The 15794-nt window shown below is 48.8% G+C and carries 13 protein-coding genes; 8 read left to right on the top strand and 5 right to left on the bottom strand.

Going from position 1 to position 15794, the window contains the following annotated elements; all coding sequences use genetic code 11:
- Window positions 1-76 precede the first annotated feature (76 nt).
- Window positions 77-1759 carry an AMP-binding protein gene (locus KDK15_RS08945; RefSeq protein WP_257295009.1) on the bottom strand — a complete coding sequence of 561 codons (1683 nt, stop codon included), beginning with the start codon at window positions 1757-1759 and terminating at the stop codon, window positions 77-79.
- Window positions 1760-1934: 175 nt separating this feature from the next.
- On the opposite strand from KDK15_RS08945, the gene KDK15_RS08940 reads away from it, so the two are divergent.
- The 4 genes from KDK15_RS08940 (at window position 1935) to KDK15_RS08925 (ending at window position 6907) form a co-directional block, all read left to right on the top strand.
- The gene (locus KDK15_RS08940) at window positions 1935-2879 is read left to right on the top strand and encodes an alpha/beta hydrolase (RefSeq protein ID WP_257295008.1); all 945 of its coding nucleotides are present in this window, start codon (window positions 1935-1937) and stop codon (window positions 2877-2879) included.
- A 262-nt stretch (window positions 2880-3141) separates the two neighbouring features.
- Window positions 3142-4965: a hypothetical protein gene (locus KDK15_RS08935; RefSeq protein ID WP_257295007.1), complete on the top strand. Its 1824-nt coding sequence runs from the start codon at window positions 3142-3144 to the stop codon at window positions 4963-4965.
- A gap of 189 nt (window positions 4966-5154) precedes the next feature.
- Window positions 5155-5637: a MaoC family dehydratase gene (locus tag KDK15_RS08930; RefSeq protein ID WP_101746558.1), complete on the top strand. Its 483-nt coding sequence runs from the start codon at window positions 5155-5157 to the stop codon at window positions 5635-5637.
- A gap of 79 nt (window positions 5638-5716) precedes the next feature.
- The gene (locus tag KDK15_RS08925) at window positions 5717-6907 is read left to right on the top strand and encodes an alanine--glyoxylate aminotransferase family protein (protein ID WP_257295006.1); all 1191 of its coding nucleotides are present in this window, start codon (window positions 5717-5719) and stop codon (window positions 6905-6907) included.
- A 186-nt stretch (window positions 6908-7093) separates the two neighbouring features.
- Here KDK15_RS08925 and KDK15_RS08920 read toward each other — a convergent pair whose 3' ends face one another.
- Window positions 7094-7363, bottom strand: coding sequence for a hypothetical protein (locus KDK15_RS08920; protein ID WP_257295005.1), 270 nt, complete (start codon window positions 7361-7363; stop codon window positions 7094-7096).
- A 384-nt stretch (window positions 7364-7747) separates the two neighbouring features.
- On the opposite strand from KDK15_RS08920, the gene KDK15_RS08915 reads away from it, so the two are divergent.
- From KDK15_RS08915 to KDK15_RS08900, 4 genes are all read left to right on the top strand, one after another.
- Window positions 7748-8893, top strand: a complete 1146-nt coding sequence (locus tag KDK15_RS08915; protein WP_257295004.1) for a hypothetical protein — start codon at window positions 7748-7750, stop codon at window positions 8891-8893.
- 224 nt (window positions 8894-9117) lie between these two features.
- On the top strand, window positions 9118-11250 hold the full coding sequence (nrdD, locus tag KDK15_RS08910; protein ID WP_257295003.1) for an anaerobic ribonucleoside-triphosphate reductase: 2133 nt from the start codon (window positions 9118-9120) through the stop codon (window positions 11248-11250).
- Window positions 11250-11738, top strand: a complete 489-nt coding sequence (gene nrdG / locus KDK15_RS08905) for an anaerobic ribonucleoside-triphosphate reductase-activating protein (RefSeq protein ID WP_257295002.1) — start codon at window positions 11250-11252, stop codon at window positions 11736-11738. Before nrdD ends, nrdG begins: the two co-directional genes overlap by 1 nt.
- 228 nt (window positions 11739-11966) lie before the next feature.
- Window positions 11967-13112 carry an IBR domain-containing protein gene (locus KDK15_RS08900; protein ID WP_257295001.1) on the top strand — a complete coding sequence of 382 codons (1146 nt, stop codon included), beginning with the start codon at window positions 11967-11969 and terminating at the stop codon, window positions 13110-13112.
- 48 nt (window positions 13113-13160) lie between these two features.
- On the opposite strand, the gene KDK15_RS08895 is transcribed toward KDK15_RS08900, so the two are convergent.
- Genes KDK15_RS08895 through glyA form a run of 3 tightly spaced genes read right to left on the bottom strand, consistent with a single transcriptional unit; the run spans window position 13161 to window position 15598 of the window.
- Window positions 13161-13844 (bottom strand): zinc metallopeptidase, encoded by a 684-nt coding sequence (locus KDK15_RS08895; protein ID WP_257295000.1) that lies wholly within the window; start codon window positions 13842-13844, stop codon window positions 13161-13163.
- Entirely contained in the window at window positions 13845-14306 is a 462-nt protein-coding gene (nrdR, locus tag KDK15_RS08890) for a transcriptional regulator NrdR (RefSeq protein WP_257294999.1), read from the bottom strand.
- Window positions 14307-14332: 26 nt separating this feature from the next.
- The gene (glyA, locus tag KDK15_RS08885; protein ID WP_257294998.1) at window positions 14333-15598 is read right to left on the bottom strand and encodes a serine hydroxymethyltransferase; all 1266 of its coding nucleotides are present in this window, start codon (window positions 15596-15598) and stop codon (window positions 14333-14335) included.
- Window positions 15599-15794 lie beyond the last annotated feature (196 nt).

Raw genomic sequence — 15794 nt, 5'->3', positions numbered from 1 at the left:
AAAAGAAAAAATCTTTTCCTCTGTGACTCCGTGGCAAAAAAGAGGAAGTTATTCCGGGACCAAGCAGAACTTGCCACTACCGGCGGCTGCGGGCTGCCAGCTCTTCATCACGCAAATGACGACGGAGGATCTTACCCACATTGGTCGTGGGCAGCTCATCTCTGAACTCAACCATTTTTGGTACTTTATAGCCAGTCAGGTTCTGCCGGAAAAAGTGAATCACTTCTTCTTTGGTCAGCCCCGGATTACTGGACACCACAAACACCTTGATCGCCTCTCCCGAGCGTTTATCGGGAACACCGATCACGGCACACTGACTAACATCAGGGTGGGCTGAGAGCAGCTCCTCCAGTTCATTCGGGTAAACATTGAAACCGGAAATACAGATCATGTCCTTTTTGCGATCCACAATGGTGACATAACCTTCCTCGTCTATTCGGGCAATGTCGCCGGTTCTCAGCCAGCCATCCAGCATCGCTTCTTCAGTGGCCTGCTCACTCTGCCAGTACCCCTTCATCACCTGAGGGCCTTTTATGCAGAGTTCACCCACTTCTCCAATGGGCAGATCCTGATCATCACTATTAACTACCTTCAATTCACAGGATGGCACTGGCAAACCAATGGTACCCAGTTTGATTTTACCCAGCGGGTTAATGGTCACCACCGGCGAAGTTTCCGTCATACCATAGCCTTCACAGATACGACTGCCGGTCAGGTTCTCCCATCGCTCCGCAGTATCCAGTTGCAGTGCCATACCGCCGGAAATGGTGTTTTTCAAATAGGAGAAATCAAGACGACGGAAGGCTTCCTGGTTCATTAGCCCGACAAACAGAGTATTCAGACCAATAAACATACTGAAGGGCTTACCGGTCAAATCCTTGATAAAGGATTTCATATCCCGCGGGTTGGTAATGAGCATGTTATGCTCACCCAGCAAGATAGCCACCATGCAATGCACGGTAAAAGCAAAAATATGATAAAGCGGCAGTGGCGCAATAATCAACTCCTCACCTTCTCGCAAATTACCCCCAACAAGCGCCTTGACCTGGAACATATTGCTGAGAATATTACGGTGAGTCAGCATGGCACCTTTAGCGACACTTGTTGTTCCACCGGTATACTGCAAGATGGCTACATCATCATTTTCCCTGCGAACATCCTTACAATGGTGCAAGGCTCCCCGGCTGAGAACGGTGGTAAACGACACCGCTGAAGGTAGCGAATAATCCGACACCATTTTCCTGACGTATTTGACCACCAGATTCACCAGTGTCCGCCTGAAGGTGGGCAACATATCTCCGACCTGCGTCACCACAACATGCTTTATGGCCGTTTTGGGAATAACCTTCTCAGCCATATGAGCCATGTTGGCCAGCACAACCAGCGCCTTGGCGCCGGAATCACGGAACTGGTGCTCCATCTCACGCTCGGTATAGAGCGGATTGGTGTTCACCACAATTAACCCGGCACGCAGTGCGCCAAAAACGACCACAGGAACCTGCATTACATTAGGCAGCATGATGGCTATACGATCACCAGGGCGCAAATCGGTGTGATTCTGCAGATAACTACAGAAATGACCACTGAGCTCATAAAGACGGGAATAGCTCAGCTCATGCCCCATGTTGCTGAATGCCGGCTTGCTGGAAAACTTGCGGGTGCTGTACTCCAGTACATCAATAATTGAGCGATACTGACCAACATCAATCGTTGCAGGAGTGCCTTCCGGGTATTTGTCTTTCCAGAAACCGGTGGTCATGGAGCAAGCCTCCCACATCCATGATGAAGCTGTATAGAATAAAAACTGGCTCGCAAACTGTTCAACCTGTCTTGCAAACTATCGCATTGGAAAATTTTTCGAGATTATCAGTTTTTTTCTGCTCCTGATAGACGACCTGCGGTAAATACTTCTATAACCTATTAAAGGACGTTGTATGACACACCCAGAGTCTCCACCATCATTGGTAACTATCAGCAGCCAATCAGGCCACCATCGTATTCCGGTTTACCAATGGCAGGCTGAAAAAAATCCAAAGGCTGTGATACATATCAGTCATGGTATGGCTGAGCACGGTGCCCGCTATCAAGAGCTGGCGGAGCAGTTAACCATGAGAGGGTTTCATGTCTATGCCCATGATCACCGCGGGCATGGAGCAACCACCAAAAAAGATGAAACATCCAGCCAGGGACACTTTGGTGATCATGATGGGTGGAATAATGTGGTTCAGGACCTGAAGCGGGTTGTTGACCACACTCTTGCTCAGCACCCGGCTTTACCCTGCTTTCTGCTGGGTCACAGCATGGGAAGTTATATACTGCAAAGCTATCTGGTCAGGCATAACCCTGATATATCTGGTGCCATTCTCTCAGGGTCAAACTTTGTGGCAAAGCCATTGCTGATGCTGGCCAGGCTGGTCGCCAAAATCGAAACCCTGCGCCAGGGAATGATGGGGCATAGCCCTGTCATCCACCAACTGACGTTTGCCGGATACAACAACCGCTTTAAACCCAATACGACGGAGTTTGACTGGTTAAGCCGCAACCCTGAATCGGTTATGCGATATGTCAGAGATCCTCTTTGTGGTTTTCGCTGCAGCAACCAGCTCTGGCATGACCTGTTTGGGGGGCTGCAGGAAATCAGTTCAAAAAAACGGTTAAAGAAGATTAACCACCAGCTGCCAATACTGATCATCGGGGGAGACCGAGACCCTGTCAGCGCACCGAATGGCTTAAAAGACCTGCAAAAAGCATGGATCAGTTCTGGCCACAGCAATACAACATTGACACTATACCCCGATGCAAGACACGAATTATTTCATGAAACCAACCATCAGGAAGTGATTGATCAACTGTGCACCTGGCTTGAAAAGCACAGTTAAAACAATAACTGTTGCCTTAGGGGGCCTGTCGTTGAATGCCTGCTGGGCACACCGGATGAGGTGGTTAAGGATTTCCCGGATAGTCCGGAATGCAAACGGGTGAAAGCACGCTTCAAAGCGGAATGTTGCCATGAAATCAAAAAGATGAGCCTGGCTGTTGCAAAAACTCAAGTTCTTCTGTTGTAGAAGTCCAGCCAGGAATGTCATTTCAATGGGGAAATCGACCAGTTAATAATACCGATAAGCCGCCGATTTCTGGAATATGGACAGACCTTCAGGTGTTGGCGGACCGGCACAGAGCCAATTTATTTCAACTCTGAGCCCCCCTGAGACTTCAAACAGCCACCAGACTATTTCTCAAACTCAGGGTTTGAGGGATATACCTGTCAATCAGGTTCCCAAAAAAGCCCTTCATCAGCGCTCAGCTGTACCAACAGAGCCAACCTCCTACCTTGGCTGGCTAACAGCTCCAGCCAGAGAGGTTGCCAGGGCAGTCGCTTTATTTTCTTACGATCTTGTCAACACAACGTATCAGACGCTCAGTGAAGGCTGGTCCTCCGTGGGTCAGGGAGTATCTGAAGCTTCAAAGTTTGGTATTGGAACCATAGGGTTTGCCGCCTCTCTGGCCCAGGCCGGACTTGCTGCAGCGGGAGAGCTGGCAGATTCACAAGGCTTGGCCATAGCTGACAGCAAAGTCGATCTGCTCGGCTGGGCCCTGGCCAAAGCTGGAATTAAAACGGTTGGAGTCCCAAAATCAGAGTTGCGGGCACTCGGCATGTCCCTTGCCAGACTCCACATGGGCAAACAGCAGGACATCCATATCACCAGGGGAAAGCTGGAACTTTCCGCAAATAACGATAGCCAGGGAGGAATGATATGGGGCCGCAGTCACAAGAGTAATACCTCTGCTGCTTCATCACCTCAGACTCCAGATAACAACAACTCTGACAATATTGAACCCATTATAAAGATCGGAAATATACATCTCGAAGGTATACAGCCCGGTATTGTCAGACCTCAGGGGACTGACAGGCAAGGTAACGGGATAGAAAGCCTGACAATCAGTGCCGACAAACTCACTTTTGACGTTGAATATTGGCCGTCCGTTGCAGCACAAGCCCCCCGGGAAGCACCGGTAACGCTTTCTATAGAAATCAACCAGCCAGAGCTTGTTGGTGAGAGTAACCTCCTGTCATTAATCGCTGCGTCAATCAATCGCTACTGCTCAGGATTAAAAAATCATCTGCCAGAAGCCATTGTTGATAAGGATCAGGCTTACTCCCCGGCAATGTCGACATTCTGGAATCAGGAAGATACCGGTGCCCGGCTAAAGTCACAGATCACGAATATCAAGGTCAGAAACCTGAAAAGCCTTGCACCTGGCATGTCCGAATACATTCCTGAAGAAACTAACCTTTCACTGATTGATCTGAATGCAGGTCTGCACAGTAATCTGATAGGAGATCAGACTTCGAAGCCAACCATCTTTTTTGAAAATCTTGAGTTCAATGACAATGACGCTGACCCATTTCATCTATGGACTGGTCAAATGACGCTGGATGAAGATATGAGTGGCTCGCTGGATATTACGGTACAAATTCCTTTCTCTAAATTAGCCGAATTTATGCAACAACTGCCTGATGCAGTAAAGAACAAAGTCACCGCAAATAGAACAGGTGATAATCAGCTAGGCATAATGATTCATTTGGATATTACTGGTGGGGATATAGACTTAAACACGCTCACTGCACTTGGGGTGAGTGACAAAAAATTATCGCTATTTCAGAAGCAAATTGAGAAAGCGGCAGTCAGGGCACTGCAGTCAAAACACACTCGATTCAGAAACCTGCCATCAGGTAATAAATCGTTAAAGATCGACTCTCTTGCTATTTCAGACAAGGCACCCGGGCTTATCAAAAAGAAGCTGCACGGAATGACAACAAAAACAACATCAGGCTACTACGATATTGGCAATCAGCCATCCATAATAACCGGCCCGAAAAGCAGAGGGATGATCTCTCTAACTGAACTATTGGAACTGGAGGTGAGGCCTGGCTCAAAGCCTCCCCCCACTTCTGAAGGATAACTGCGCCAACTTCTGATTCAGTAACTTCAGCCACAGTGATAACCTTGCCATCAAGGCGCAAACAGTGGTCAATATAAAACCATGACGGCAGTCGTCCAGTACCCCACAATAAGTGCGATAATCATTGCCAAGAAAATATACTGCTCAAACAGTTACCCATACATTAACAAAGCAACAGAGCCTTAACTTATGCGCAAGCTGGAAAACATCCCATTCGAAGCGTTAACCATTGGCACCAGGGCCAGCCTGACCCGCACACTGACCGACGAAGACCTCCTGCTGTTTGCCAAAGTATCCGGCGACACTAATCCCGTTCATCTGGATGAGGCGTTTGCCGCAACGACCCAGTTCGAAGGTCGTATTGCCCACGGCATGTGGACTGCCTCGCTGATTTCCTGTGCCCTGGCGACAAAACTGCCGGGACCCGGTGGTATCTACCTGGGTCAGGAGCTAAAATTCCTGCGCCCGGTAAAAGTCGGCGATACGGTAACGGTTGAGCTGGAAATTCTGGAAATCAACGAACAACGAAAACGTGCAACCGTCTCAACCAATGTGATCAACCAGAATGGTAAAACCGTTGTGAAAGGCAAAGCTGAAATCATGCCTTCCTCTGGTAAGGTCGTTGTTGATGAGTATCCGCTGCCCGAAGTAGTATTGAAGCGAGCTGAATAGAAACATTGCTAGAATAATAGGCTGGCACTTGCTCTGCCCGACAGCAGCAGTGCCCATAAGTGGAGAATAACAGGCAGTTATGACTATCACCTCTTTTCACCCCCCGAAACGAACCCTCATGGGCCCGGGCCCCTCAGATGTTCACCCCAGAATTACCGAAGCCCTGGCGCGACCCACCATTGGACATCTTGACCCTGAGTTCATTCGGATGATGGATGAATTAAAGTCACTGATCCAATACGCCTTCAAGACCAGCAACCGGCTGACACTGCCCATTTCCGCTCCGGGTTCGGCGGGGATGGAAGCCTGTTTTGCCAACCTGATCGAAGAAGGCGACAAGGTTATCGTATGCATAAACGGTGTCTTTGGCGGCCGGATGAAAGAAAACGTTATTCGCATGGGTGGTACCGCAATTACCGTCGATTCCCACTGGGGGCGTGCTGTCGACCCGAAAGCCGTGGAAGAAACACTGAACGCACACCCGGATGCCAAAGCTCTGGCTTTTGTTCATGCCGAGACCTCTACCGGTGCACGTTCTGATGCAAAAACACTGTGTCAGCTGGCCAGAAAGCATAACTGCCTGACCATTGTCGATACTGTAACCTCGCTGGCCGGCTCAGAGCTGGAAATTGATGGGTGGGGAGTCGATGCCGTTTATTCCGGTTCCCAGAAATGCCTGTCCTGTGTTCCCGGTTTGTCACCGATCAGCTTCAGCGAAGCCGCTGTCGAGAAAATTCAGGCCAGAAAAACCCCGGTACGCAGCTGGTTTCTCGATATGAACCTGGTCATGGGCTATTGGTTTCAAGATGGGCGTGGCAATGGCAAAAGAACCTATCATCATACGGCACCCGTCAACCAATTATACGCCTTGCACGAAGCTCTCTGCCTGCTACAGGAAGAGGGACTGGATAACAGCTGGCAGCGGCACCAGCTGCATCATCAGGCGCTGGTTGCCGGACTGGCTGCCATGGGGCTGGAAATGCTGGTTCCTGAAGAGGAGCGACTTGCCCAACTGAATGCCGTGGTCATACCGGAAGGTGTTGATGACCTTGCGGTTCGACAGCAGTTATTGGCGGAATATAACCTGGAGATTGGTGCGGGTCTCGGCGCATTTGCCGGCAAAGTGTGGCGGATCGGCCTGATGGGGTATGCCGCTAATCAAACCAATGTATTGAACTGTCTCTCGGCACTGGAGTCTGCGCTGCTGAGACAAGGCCACAGGTTCACACCAGGCGAAGCGGTAAAAGCCGCCATCTCTGTTTATCAATAGTTTTTTTCAATATTAATAAAAGCTCAGAGGCCACCTCCCTTTGAGCCTGCCATAAGATGTATTGGCTATATACCCAAAAGGTTTGGAGTTGCAATGTGAAATAGCCATTCAGAGGCTGGCTTTTGCCAGCCTTCTCCCATCCAGAGAAAAAGAATTTCCTGAATTCTGGCAGTCTATGCAGGGATTCTACTCGGCTGACAACCTTTTCAAAGCATTTTTAGCGCATTGACTGCATTCTTGCTCATGCGCTTTAAGGCGTGCGGTAAAATCGTTTTGCTGATCCGGCGATAAGGTTTTCTCTTTTAGCATGGACAACATGGCGCGAGGAAACTTCACATGTCCAATTCCCCTATTCATATGCCTGACAGTTAAGGCAGTCTCGGAACTGTTGCTACCAGTATCAGGAAAACGACTTCCCTGAGTTAAACTACAATCGGTAAGATAGTTAGTATTCATTTTGTTAAACCTTTTATTGTTTATCTGTTTTGATTTCCATTGGAAAAATGAAGTGCGAATGCACCATCTCTGTTTCAAATCTTATTAGTAGTTAACAATTTGCTTTCGTATAAATCACTAACCGATTAATCAGTTACTATGACACCTTGTTCCTGTATCCCCTGCTACACAGGATTTTAGGCTTAATTGCTGATTAAGCCATCAAAAATATTCGCTTACATTTGCTTAACCACTTAATTCGTCCTAAATTATTTTGTCTTGCCCAAAATGCAACATCAGAATATTTCTTTAAATTAAACTTTCAGATCCGTTTAAAAGTTGAACAACCCGTAGCTAATTAATTGTCAGGATTAATCGCTGACGCCTGCAATCAGGAGATTCATCATGAATGTTTCGCAAATTTCACAACAACAAACATCTGTGATTGATTTTATTTCCTCCACTGGCCAACAAAAAGTACTTACATCCCTGGCCGGAACCGAAACCCTCAGAGCTATCCGGGCTGGTGCTCTAACGAGCCTGTCCTTTTATCAGTGTATTGTCTGCGAAGATGTACACAGCAAGCCTCTGCAAACCAGGTGCTGTGAGACAGTCCTGTGTGCCTCATGCTACAACCAGCTGACAATCCCGAAAGTGTGCCCAAATGACAGAAAACCGTTTACCAACACCCCGAGTGGCGATCTGAAACCGATGGGTAGAATAGCGAACAACCAGATAGAACGCCTGTTGGAACAATTTACTGATATCCAGGCAACCGGCACCGATACCAGCAAAAGCGAGGCGCAACAGGCTGCATTGGCAGCACTGGAAGATCAGCCCGCCAGTGGCACAGCAATACCTGAGCCCTCCCGTCCAGTGAGTTCCAGGGTAGACTTGAGCTCTGCGATGGAAATTGGAACTATAATTCCAATTTTTGGACGTGGTGCTCCGCAAGCTTCATTAATCCCATCAGCAGGTACACGCTCATTGTCAAATAACATCAATACTCCGGATCCCTTTGACTCAATCAGTGAAACCCTTCATCAGATATATCAGATATCGACCAGCCTTCTTGAGCCTCGTCCTCCTTATCGAATCCGGGAGTATCCGCTTGATCAGATTATGGGTCTTGATATTTTTACCAGGCATGGCGAGATTGTGCTTACTGAACAACTTCCACAGCTCCAGAATACCGTGTCAGTTACGGCATCCACTGACCCGGAGATTCTGGGTAACGGCTACCTTAAGATTGCCCCTCGCGGCTTTTTTAGTGATGTTACTGTCAAATTACCACAGGCATTTGCTCAGCCTCTTAAAATCGTTAACTTTATGGGGCATGTCACCACTGATAATGGCTATCGGATCAAACACGGGGGATCAATCCTTGCGAACATGGGAAATATCCGTATCGCAGTTGATAGTGCACGGGTAAAAGTTGAAACAATGGGTCCTAATTCTGAAGTGACTGTTGCCAACCATAACGAAGCTCTTGGACGTCGAACCGAGCTATCCGTAAGATCCTTGTCTGGCATAATATATGTAACCGACTAATCCGGCTGTGTTCGCAGGACAATAGAATCGTGACTTCCTGATGAAAACCGTGATTCCCCGTGCAGATTTACGTTTTGTCAATATTGCAGAATCAATCACTTTAGTAGATTATAACCATCACAAACACCACATATAGTGCCATTCACGCACACACACCACTACTTGTAGATATTCCACCCACAAAGGCGCAATATCTCATTACTCTATTTGTCCGGAGACTCGCCATGACTGAGATCATCAAACGCGATGGTTCACGCCAGCCTTTTGATGCGCCGCGCATCGTAAAAGCCGTTGCCAGCGCCCTCAATGATGCTCAGATCAAAGACCATGACTTTGCTGAGTACGTTGCTAAAAAAGTAGCCAACACCGTGGATGGTCTGGAACTGGTGGATATCTATGACATTCAGGATCAGGTAGAGCATCTGATGATGAGCAGCGAACACCATAACGCTGCCCGCAAATACATTGAGTATCGTCAGACCCGGGATATTGAACGTGAGTCGCGTAATGCCCTGAGCAGGGAGATTCTGAGCATTATCAACCAGGATAATGAAGAGCTGCTCAACGAGAACGCCAACAAGGACAGCAAAATCATCCCCACCCAACGGGATCTTCTGGCCGGTGTTGTCGCCAGGCACTACGCCAGGCAGCATATTCTGCCAAAGCACATTACCGCTGCCCATGACCGTGGTGAAATCCATTACCACGACCTGGACTACGCCCCCTTCTTCCCGATGTTCAACTGCATGTTGATCGATATTGAAGGGATGATGACCAACGGTTTCCGCATGGGTAATGCAGAAATTGAAACGCCCAGGTCTATCACTACCGCAGCGGCTATCACAGCCCAGATCATTGCCCAGGTTTCCAGCCATATCTATGGTGGCACCAGCATCAATGAGATTGACCGTATTCACGCACCTTACGTGCGCAAAACCTTTGACAAGCATCTGCAGCAGGGTATGCGCTGGATTGGTAATGAAGAAAAAGCCCGTGAATACGCCATGGAAATGACCGAAAAGGATTGCTATGACGCCTACCAGGCACTGGAGTATGAGGTAAATACCCTGCACACCGCCAATGGTCAGACGCCGTTTGTCACCTTTGGCTTTGGCCTGGGAACCAGCTGGGAAGAGCGCCTGGTGCAAAAGTCCATTCTGAAAAACCGGATTCGTGGTCTGGGTAAAAACTGCAAGACACCGGTCTTTCCAAAGCTGGTATTTGCCATCAGGAAAGGGGTGAACTTCAACCCTGAAGATCCGAACTACGACATCAAGCAGCTGGCACTGAAGTGTGCCAGCAAGCGGATGTACCCGGACATTCTCAACTATGACAAGCTGGTTGAAGTGACTGGCAGCTTTAAAACACCTATGGGCTGTCGTTCATTCCTGGGTGTTTATGAAGAAGACGGCAAGATAATTCACGATGGCCGTAATAACCTGGGGGTCGTCTCACTCAACCTGCCCCGCATGGCGATTGAAAGCAAAGGCAGTGAAGAGACCTTCTACCAACTGCTGGAACAGCGTCTGCAGCTGGCGAAAGAAGCCCTGATGACCCGTATCCAGCGTCTGGACAGTGTACCTGCACGGGTAGCGCCCATTCTCTATGTAGAAGGTGCCTGCGGTGTTCGCCTGAAGCCAGATGACAAGATCAGCGAAATTTTCAAAAATGGTCGTGCATCCATCTCACTTGGCTACATCGGTATCCATGAAACGATCAATGCCCTTTATGGTGGAAAAAGCACTTCTGGTGATCTTTACGACAGTGAAGAGCTTCGCCGGAAAGCTGTTGCGATAGTGGAAACCCTGCGTGCGGCGGTGAATAACTGGAAAGAAGAAACCGGCTACGGCTTCAGCCTCTACTCAACCCCAAGCGAAAGCCTGTGTGACCGTTTCTGCCGCCTGGACAAAAAGAAATTTGGTGTTGTTGAAGGCGTGACTGAAAAAGGCTACTACACCAACTCTTTCCATTTGGATGTGGAAAAGAAGGTCAACCCATACGACAAGGTCGACTTTGAACAGGTATACCCAAAACATGCCAGCGGTGGCTTTATCTGCTACGGTGAGTACCCGAACATGGTCAACAACCTGAAGGCACTGGAAAACGTTTGGGACTACACCTACGACAAGGTGCCATACTACGGCACCAATACACCGAATGACTCCTGCTACAGCTGTGATTATGAAGGTGAGTTCAACGCCACCAGCCGTGGTTTTGAATGCCCACAGTGCAAAAACCGCGACTCCGACAGGATGTCCGTAACCCGTCGTGTTTGTGGTTACCTGGGGCAACCCAACAGCCGACCTTTTATCAAAGGTAAGCAGGAGGAAGTGGTTCGTCGGGTGAAGCACCTTTGATGAACTATCTCCAGTACTATCCAATCGATGTGGTCAATGGCGAAGGCACCCGCTGCACCCTGTTTGTCAGTGGTTGTGAACACCGCTGCAAAGGCTGCCATAACGCCACCACCTGGGATTCCCGCAGGGGAATCCCTTATGACCAGGCCATGGAAGACCGGATTATTGCCGACCTGGGAGATTCCCGTATCCAGCGGGATGGGCTGTCGCTGTCCGGGGGAGATCCACTGTTTCCAGACAACCTTTCCGGCATACTGAAGCTGGTTAAGCGGGTAAAAGCCGAATATCCAGACAAAAATATCTGGCTCTGGACTGGCTACACACTGGAAGAACTCAGTCATGCTCAACAGGAAGTTGTGCAATACATTGATGTGTTGATTGATGGACGTTTTGAGCTGGATAAGAGAGATCTGTCACTGCCCTGGCGGGGCAGCATCAATCAAAGAATAATTTATATCAATAAAAGAACTCTAAAACAGATTAAATAAAGAAAATGGAACTTTGAAATCAAAATTTAGTCAATAAATGGAAAGAAAGCTGATCAAGGGTTTAAATGGTTAAGTATGATTTCCAATTCCACTGTAAACATCGCTTCAAACAATATTCAAAACAATATTCAAAACAATATTGTACAACCGGATGAAGGCTTGAATCCTGATGAATTGGCTTCTTGGCTGGATCGTACTATACAGTCCGTTTTAGAATCTTGTAACAACATGCCTAGAACTATAGTTTATGAAGTGAGAACAACTTATGGCGCATACCTGCAGGGAACACGCATTTTAAATTTTGCAGCTACACAAAGACCGGAACCTGTTGTACAACAAGAAACGCCGGATGTAAGTGAACCTCAACCACCGACCGATGCAGAATGTTCTGTCTGCCTGACTGATTTTCAAAATTCACCAAAAGCAGCATTAATCCCCGGATGTGAAACACCAACGTGGATTCACTCTGACTGCCTGTCACAGCACGCTCAATATCGAATCGAAGACCCCATAACAAAAGATGAAATAAATGGGGTTGGCATAGCTTGCCCAACTTGCGATTCATCCAAACAACACACCATACCCGTCAACAAGCTTGCTCCACAGATCTCATCCCCGGAATGTTTGCGGATGCTGCAAGATTTCCACCTGCAATCACAACTCAGGATTTTTGCCCGGGATCCGTTATCCCCCTTGCTTGATCCTGTAGTGACAAAAAATGCTACATGTCGAGACTGCCAGGAGCAATATTTTGTCAACCTGAGAGAGCCTGAACAAGCTGTAATCAGCTGCTCTGGACAAATTTACAGACGCAATATTGGTTACGTACCTTGCACTCGCAGGTTTTGCGCGAGCTGTGGAGAAACGCCTCATTTCAATATGAGTTGTGATGAAGCAAATGTCAGGCTACCGGAACAACAGCTTTCTGATTTGAATGCAAAACTGCAGGTTTACCAGATGGCCAAAGCGGATGACAGTAAATTCAGGCCATGCCCGAAATGCGATAACCTGATTGAGAAATCAGAAGGCTGTAATCACATCCAACGGTCAGGCCTGCATGCAGATGAGAATATGCCCTCAGATGCCAGCTATTGTGACCATGACATTTGCTTTGAGTGCCTTAAAGATTGGAAAGAAGCGGAAAGAAGCCAAAAACAACGAGGCATCTTTCGAGTAAGGGAACATGATTATTACCAGTGTAATGATGCTGGGAACCGTCAACGCCTTTACGCCAAAAAAATTGCTAATTTAAAACAAGACATTCGAATCCTGAGGGAGGAGAAGCCCACAACTTGCTTCAACGGATTAACCAAATTGTTCTCTGGCAACAGAGACAAAGAAAAACGTGGGAACAAACAGAACCAGCAGGGATAAACTGACCATATTTAACTCAATTCCAAAGGCATCCATTTGCCCAACTACTTATCGCCTTAAAATAGCTATCCATCGTCCGATATTCAGCAAGCTTGCCAGTGCCGCAGCAACATAGGTCATTGCCGCGGCTTTCAGGACTTTTCTGGCCCCCGGTATATCGTCTTTGGCAAGATACCCTTCCTCCAGAATCGGCAGGGCCTTGTTAAAACTGGCATCCATCTCAACGGGCAGGTTCATCAATTGCACCCAGAGTGAGGCAATCATCCCGGAAGCGCCCAATAGCAAAGTGATCAGGGTACTCTGGGGCAGCCGGGTGAATAAAAAAATAAAAGGCGTCACCATCAGGGCCATGACACTGAACCGCTCAATCATCATGGCCATCTTTACCCGCTTCTGACGGCGCATAAACCCGGGGTGCTGCTCCTGATGCTGCAAGGCATGGCTGACTTCATGGGTAGCAACGGCGACAGCAGCGATGGTCTTCCCCTGATAGTGCCATGAGGAGAGCGAAACCACCCGGTTTTCCGGATCATAATAATCCTCACCCTCCTGGCCTTCACGAACGGATACACCCTCCAATTGGAATCGCTCAATCAAATGCTGCGCCAGCTCACCGCCGGTTCCCTGAAGATCCGGACGGTCTTTGCCATATTTACGGAATGTGTGCCTGACCCAGAACTGAGGCCCAAAAACCAGGACCAGAATCGCCAGCAATAAAAGAATCAGAGGCATTTAATCCCGATCCTCGGTCTCCAGTCGGTCGATCTCTTCCCGAAACTCATTCAGATCCTTGAAATGACGATAGACGGAAGCAAAACGGATATAAGCCACTTCATCCAGTTGCTTTAGCTCCCGCATAACCTCTTCACCCAGAATCCGGGAACTGACTTCCCGTTCCCCCATGGCCCGAAGGCGATGAATAATGCGGCTTACCGCTTCTTCCAGCTGTTCAACGCCTACGGGCCTTTTTTCCAGGGCGCGGGTCATTCCCGCCCGCAGCTTGGCTTCATTAAAAGGTTCACGGGTACCATCCCGTTTCACCAGCCTTGGCATCAGCAGTTCTGCTGTTTCATAACTGGTGAAACGTTCAATGCAGGACAGGCATTCGCGACGCCTGCGCACCTGACTGCCTTCTGCAACCAGACGGGAGTCGATCACTTTTGTTTCAGCAGCACCACAGAATGGACAATGCATTGAGCCAGTTAATCCTTGAGTTTTTGTTACTTATAAACCGGAAGACGCGAACAGATGTCCAGCACTTTGGCTTTCACTGCTGCTTCCACCTGTGCATCACCGGAACCATCGCCCAGGGCGTCCAGGATATCGCAGATCCAGCCAGCCAGAGCGGCAGAGTCTTCTTCATTAAAGCCTCGACGGGTAATAGCCGGCGTACCAATACGAAGGCCACTGGTCACGAAAGGTGAACGAGGGTCATTAGGAACCGCGTTCTTGTTCACCGTGATATTGGCACGGCCAAGGGCTGCCTCGGCATCTTTACCGGTGTATTCCTTACCGATCAGATCCATCAGGAACAGGTGGTCATCGGTCCCACCGGAAACGATATTGATACCCCGCTCCATCATTACCCGGGTCATGGCCCGGGCATTCTCGACCACCTGAGCCTGGTAAGTCTTGAATTCATCGGACATCGCTTCTTTGAAGCAGACAGCCTTGGCGGCAATCACATGACACAGAGGACCGCCCTGGGATTCAGGAAAAACGGCAAAATTCAGTTTCTTGTTCAGCTCTTCATCTTCAGCAGCCAGAATCAAACCACCGCGCGGTCCACCCAGGGTCTTGTGGGTCGTGGTGGTGACCACATCAGCAATGCCCACTGGCGAAGGATAAACGCCTGCAGCCACCAGCCCGGCAACATGAGCCATATCAACCATGAAGTAAGCACCGACCTTGTCGGCAATATCACGGAAACGCTGCCAGTCAACAATCCTGGAGTAGGCAGAAAAACCGCCAATGATGAGTTTGGGTTTATGCTCCAGGGCAAGGCGCTCAGCTTCTTGGTAATCCAATTCACCCGTATCAGGAGTAATGCCGTACTGCACTGCATTATAAATTCGGCCGGAGGAACTGACGCTGGCACCGTGGGTAAGGTGGCCACCATGAGCCAGACTCATACCAAGAATCGTATCACCGGGCTTCAGCAGCGCCATGAATACCGCGGAGTTAGCCTGGGAACCCGAGTGCGGCTGAACGTTGGCATAGCCAGCGCCAAACAGCGCTTTGGCACGATCAATTGCCAGCTGCTCAACCACATCAACGTGCTCACAGCCACCATAGTAACGCTTGCCGGGATAGCCTTCAGCGTATTTGTTGGTCAATGCACTGCCCTGAGCTTCCATAACTCTTGGACTGGCATAGTTCTCGGAAGCGATCAGCTCGATATGCTCTTCCTGGCGAAGGGTTTCCGCATCAATAGCCGCCTTCAGCTCCGGATCAAATTCAGCGATGGTCATGTCCTTTGTGAACATTCATTACCTCGATTGCCTGTTATCAGCCCGCTGGACGAGCCTGTGAAATGCCTGGATATCGGTGGTGAGTCGCTATTCTAATACAGCCCGGAGGAAATCGGCAGTAAAAACCACTCAACGTCAATGATGAATACCCTGATTAATACCGCTCCTAAAAACTTGCTCAAACCTACTCAAAGTTATCTAAACCTGAGCA

It is taken from the genome of Endozoicomonas sp. YOMI1, assembly GCF_024606345.1.
Lineage (GTDB): Bacteria > Pseudomonadota > Gammaproteobacteria > Pseudomonadales > Endozoicomonadaceae > Endozoicomonas.
The sequence above is the reverse complement of the archived record's forward strand: the minus strand, read 5'-3'. Positions and strand labels throughout refer to the sequence as shown.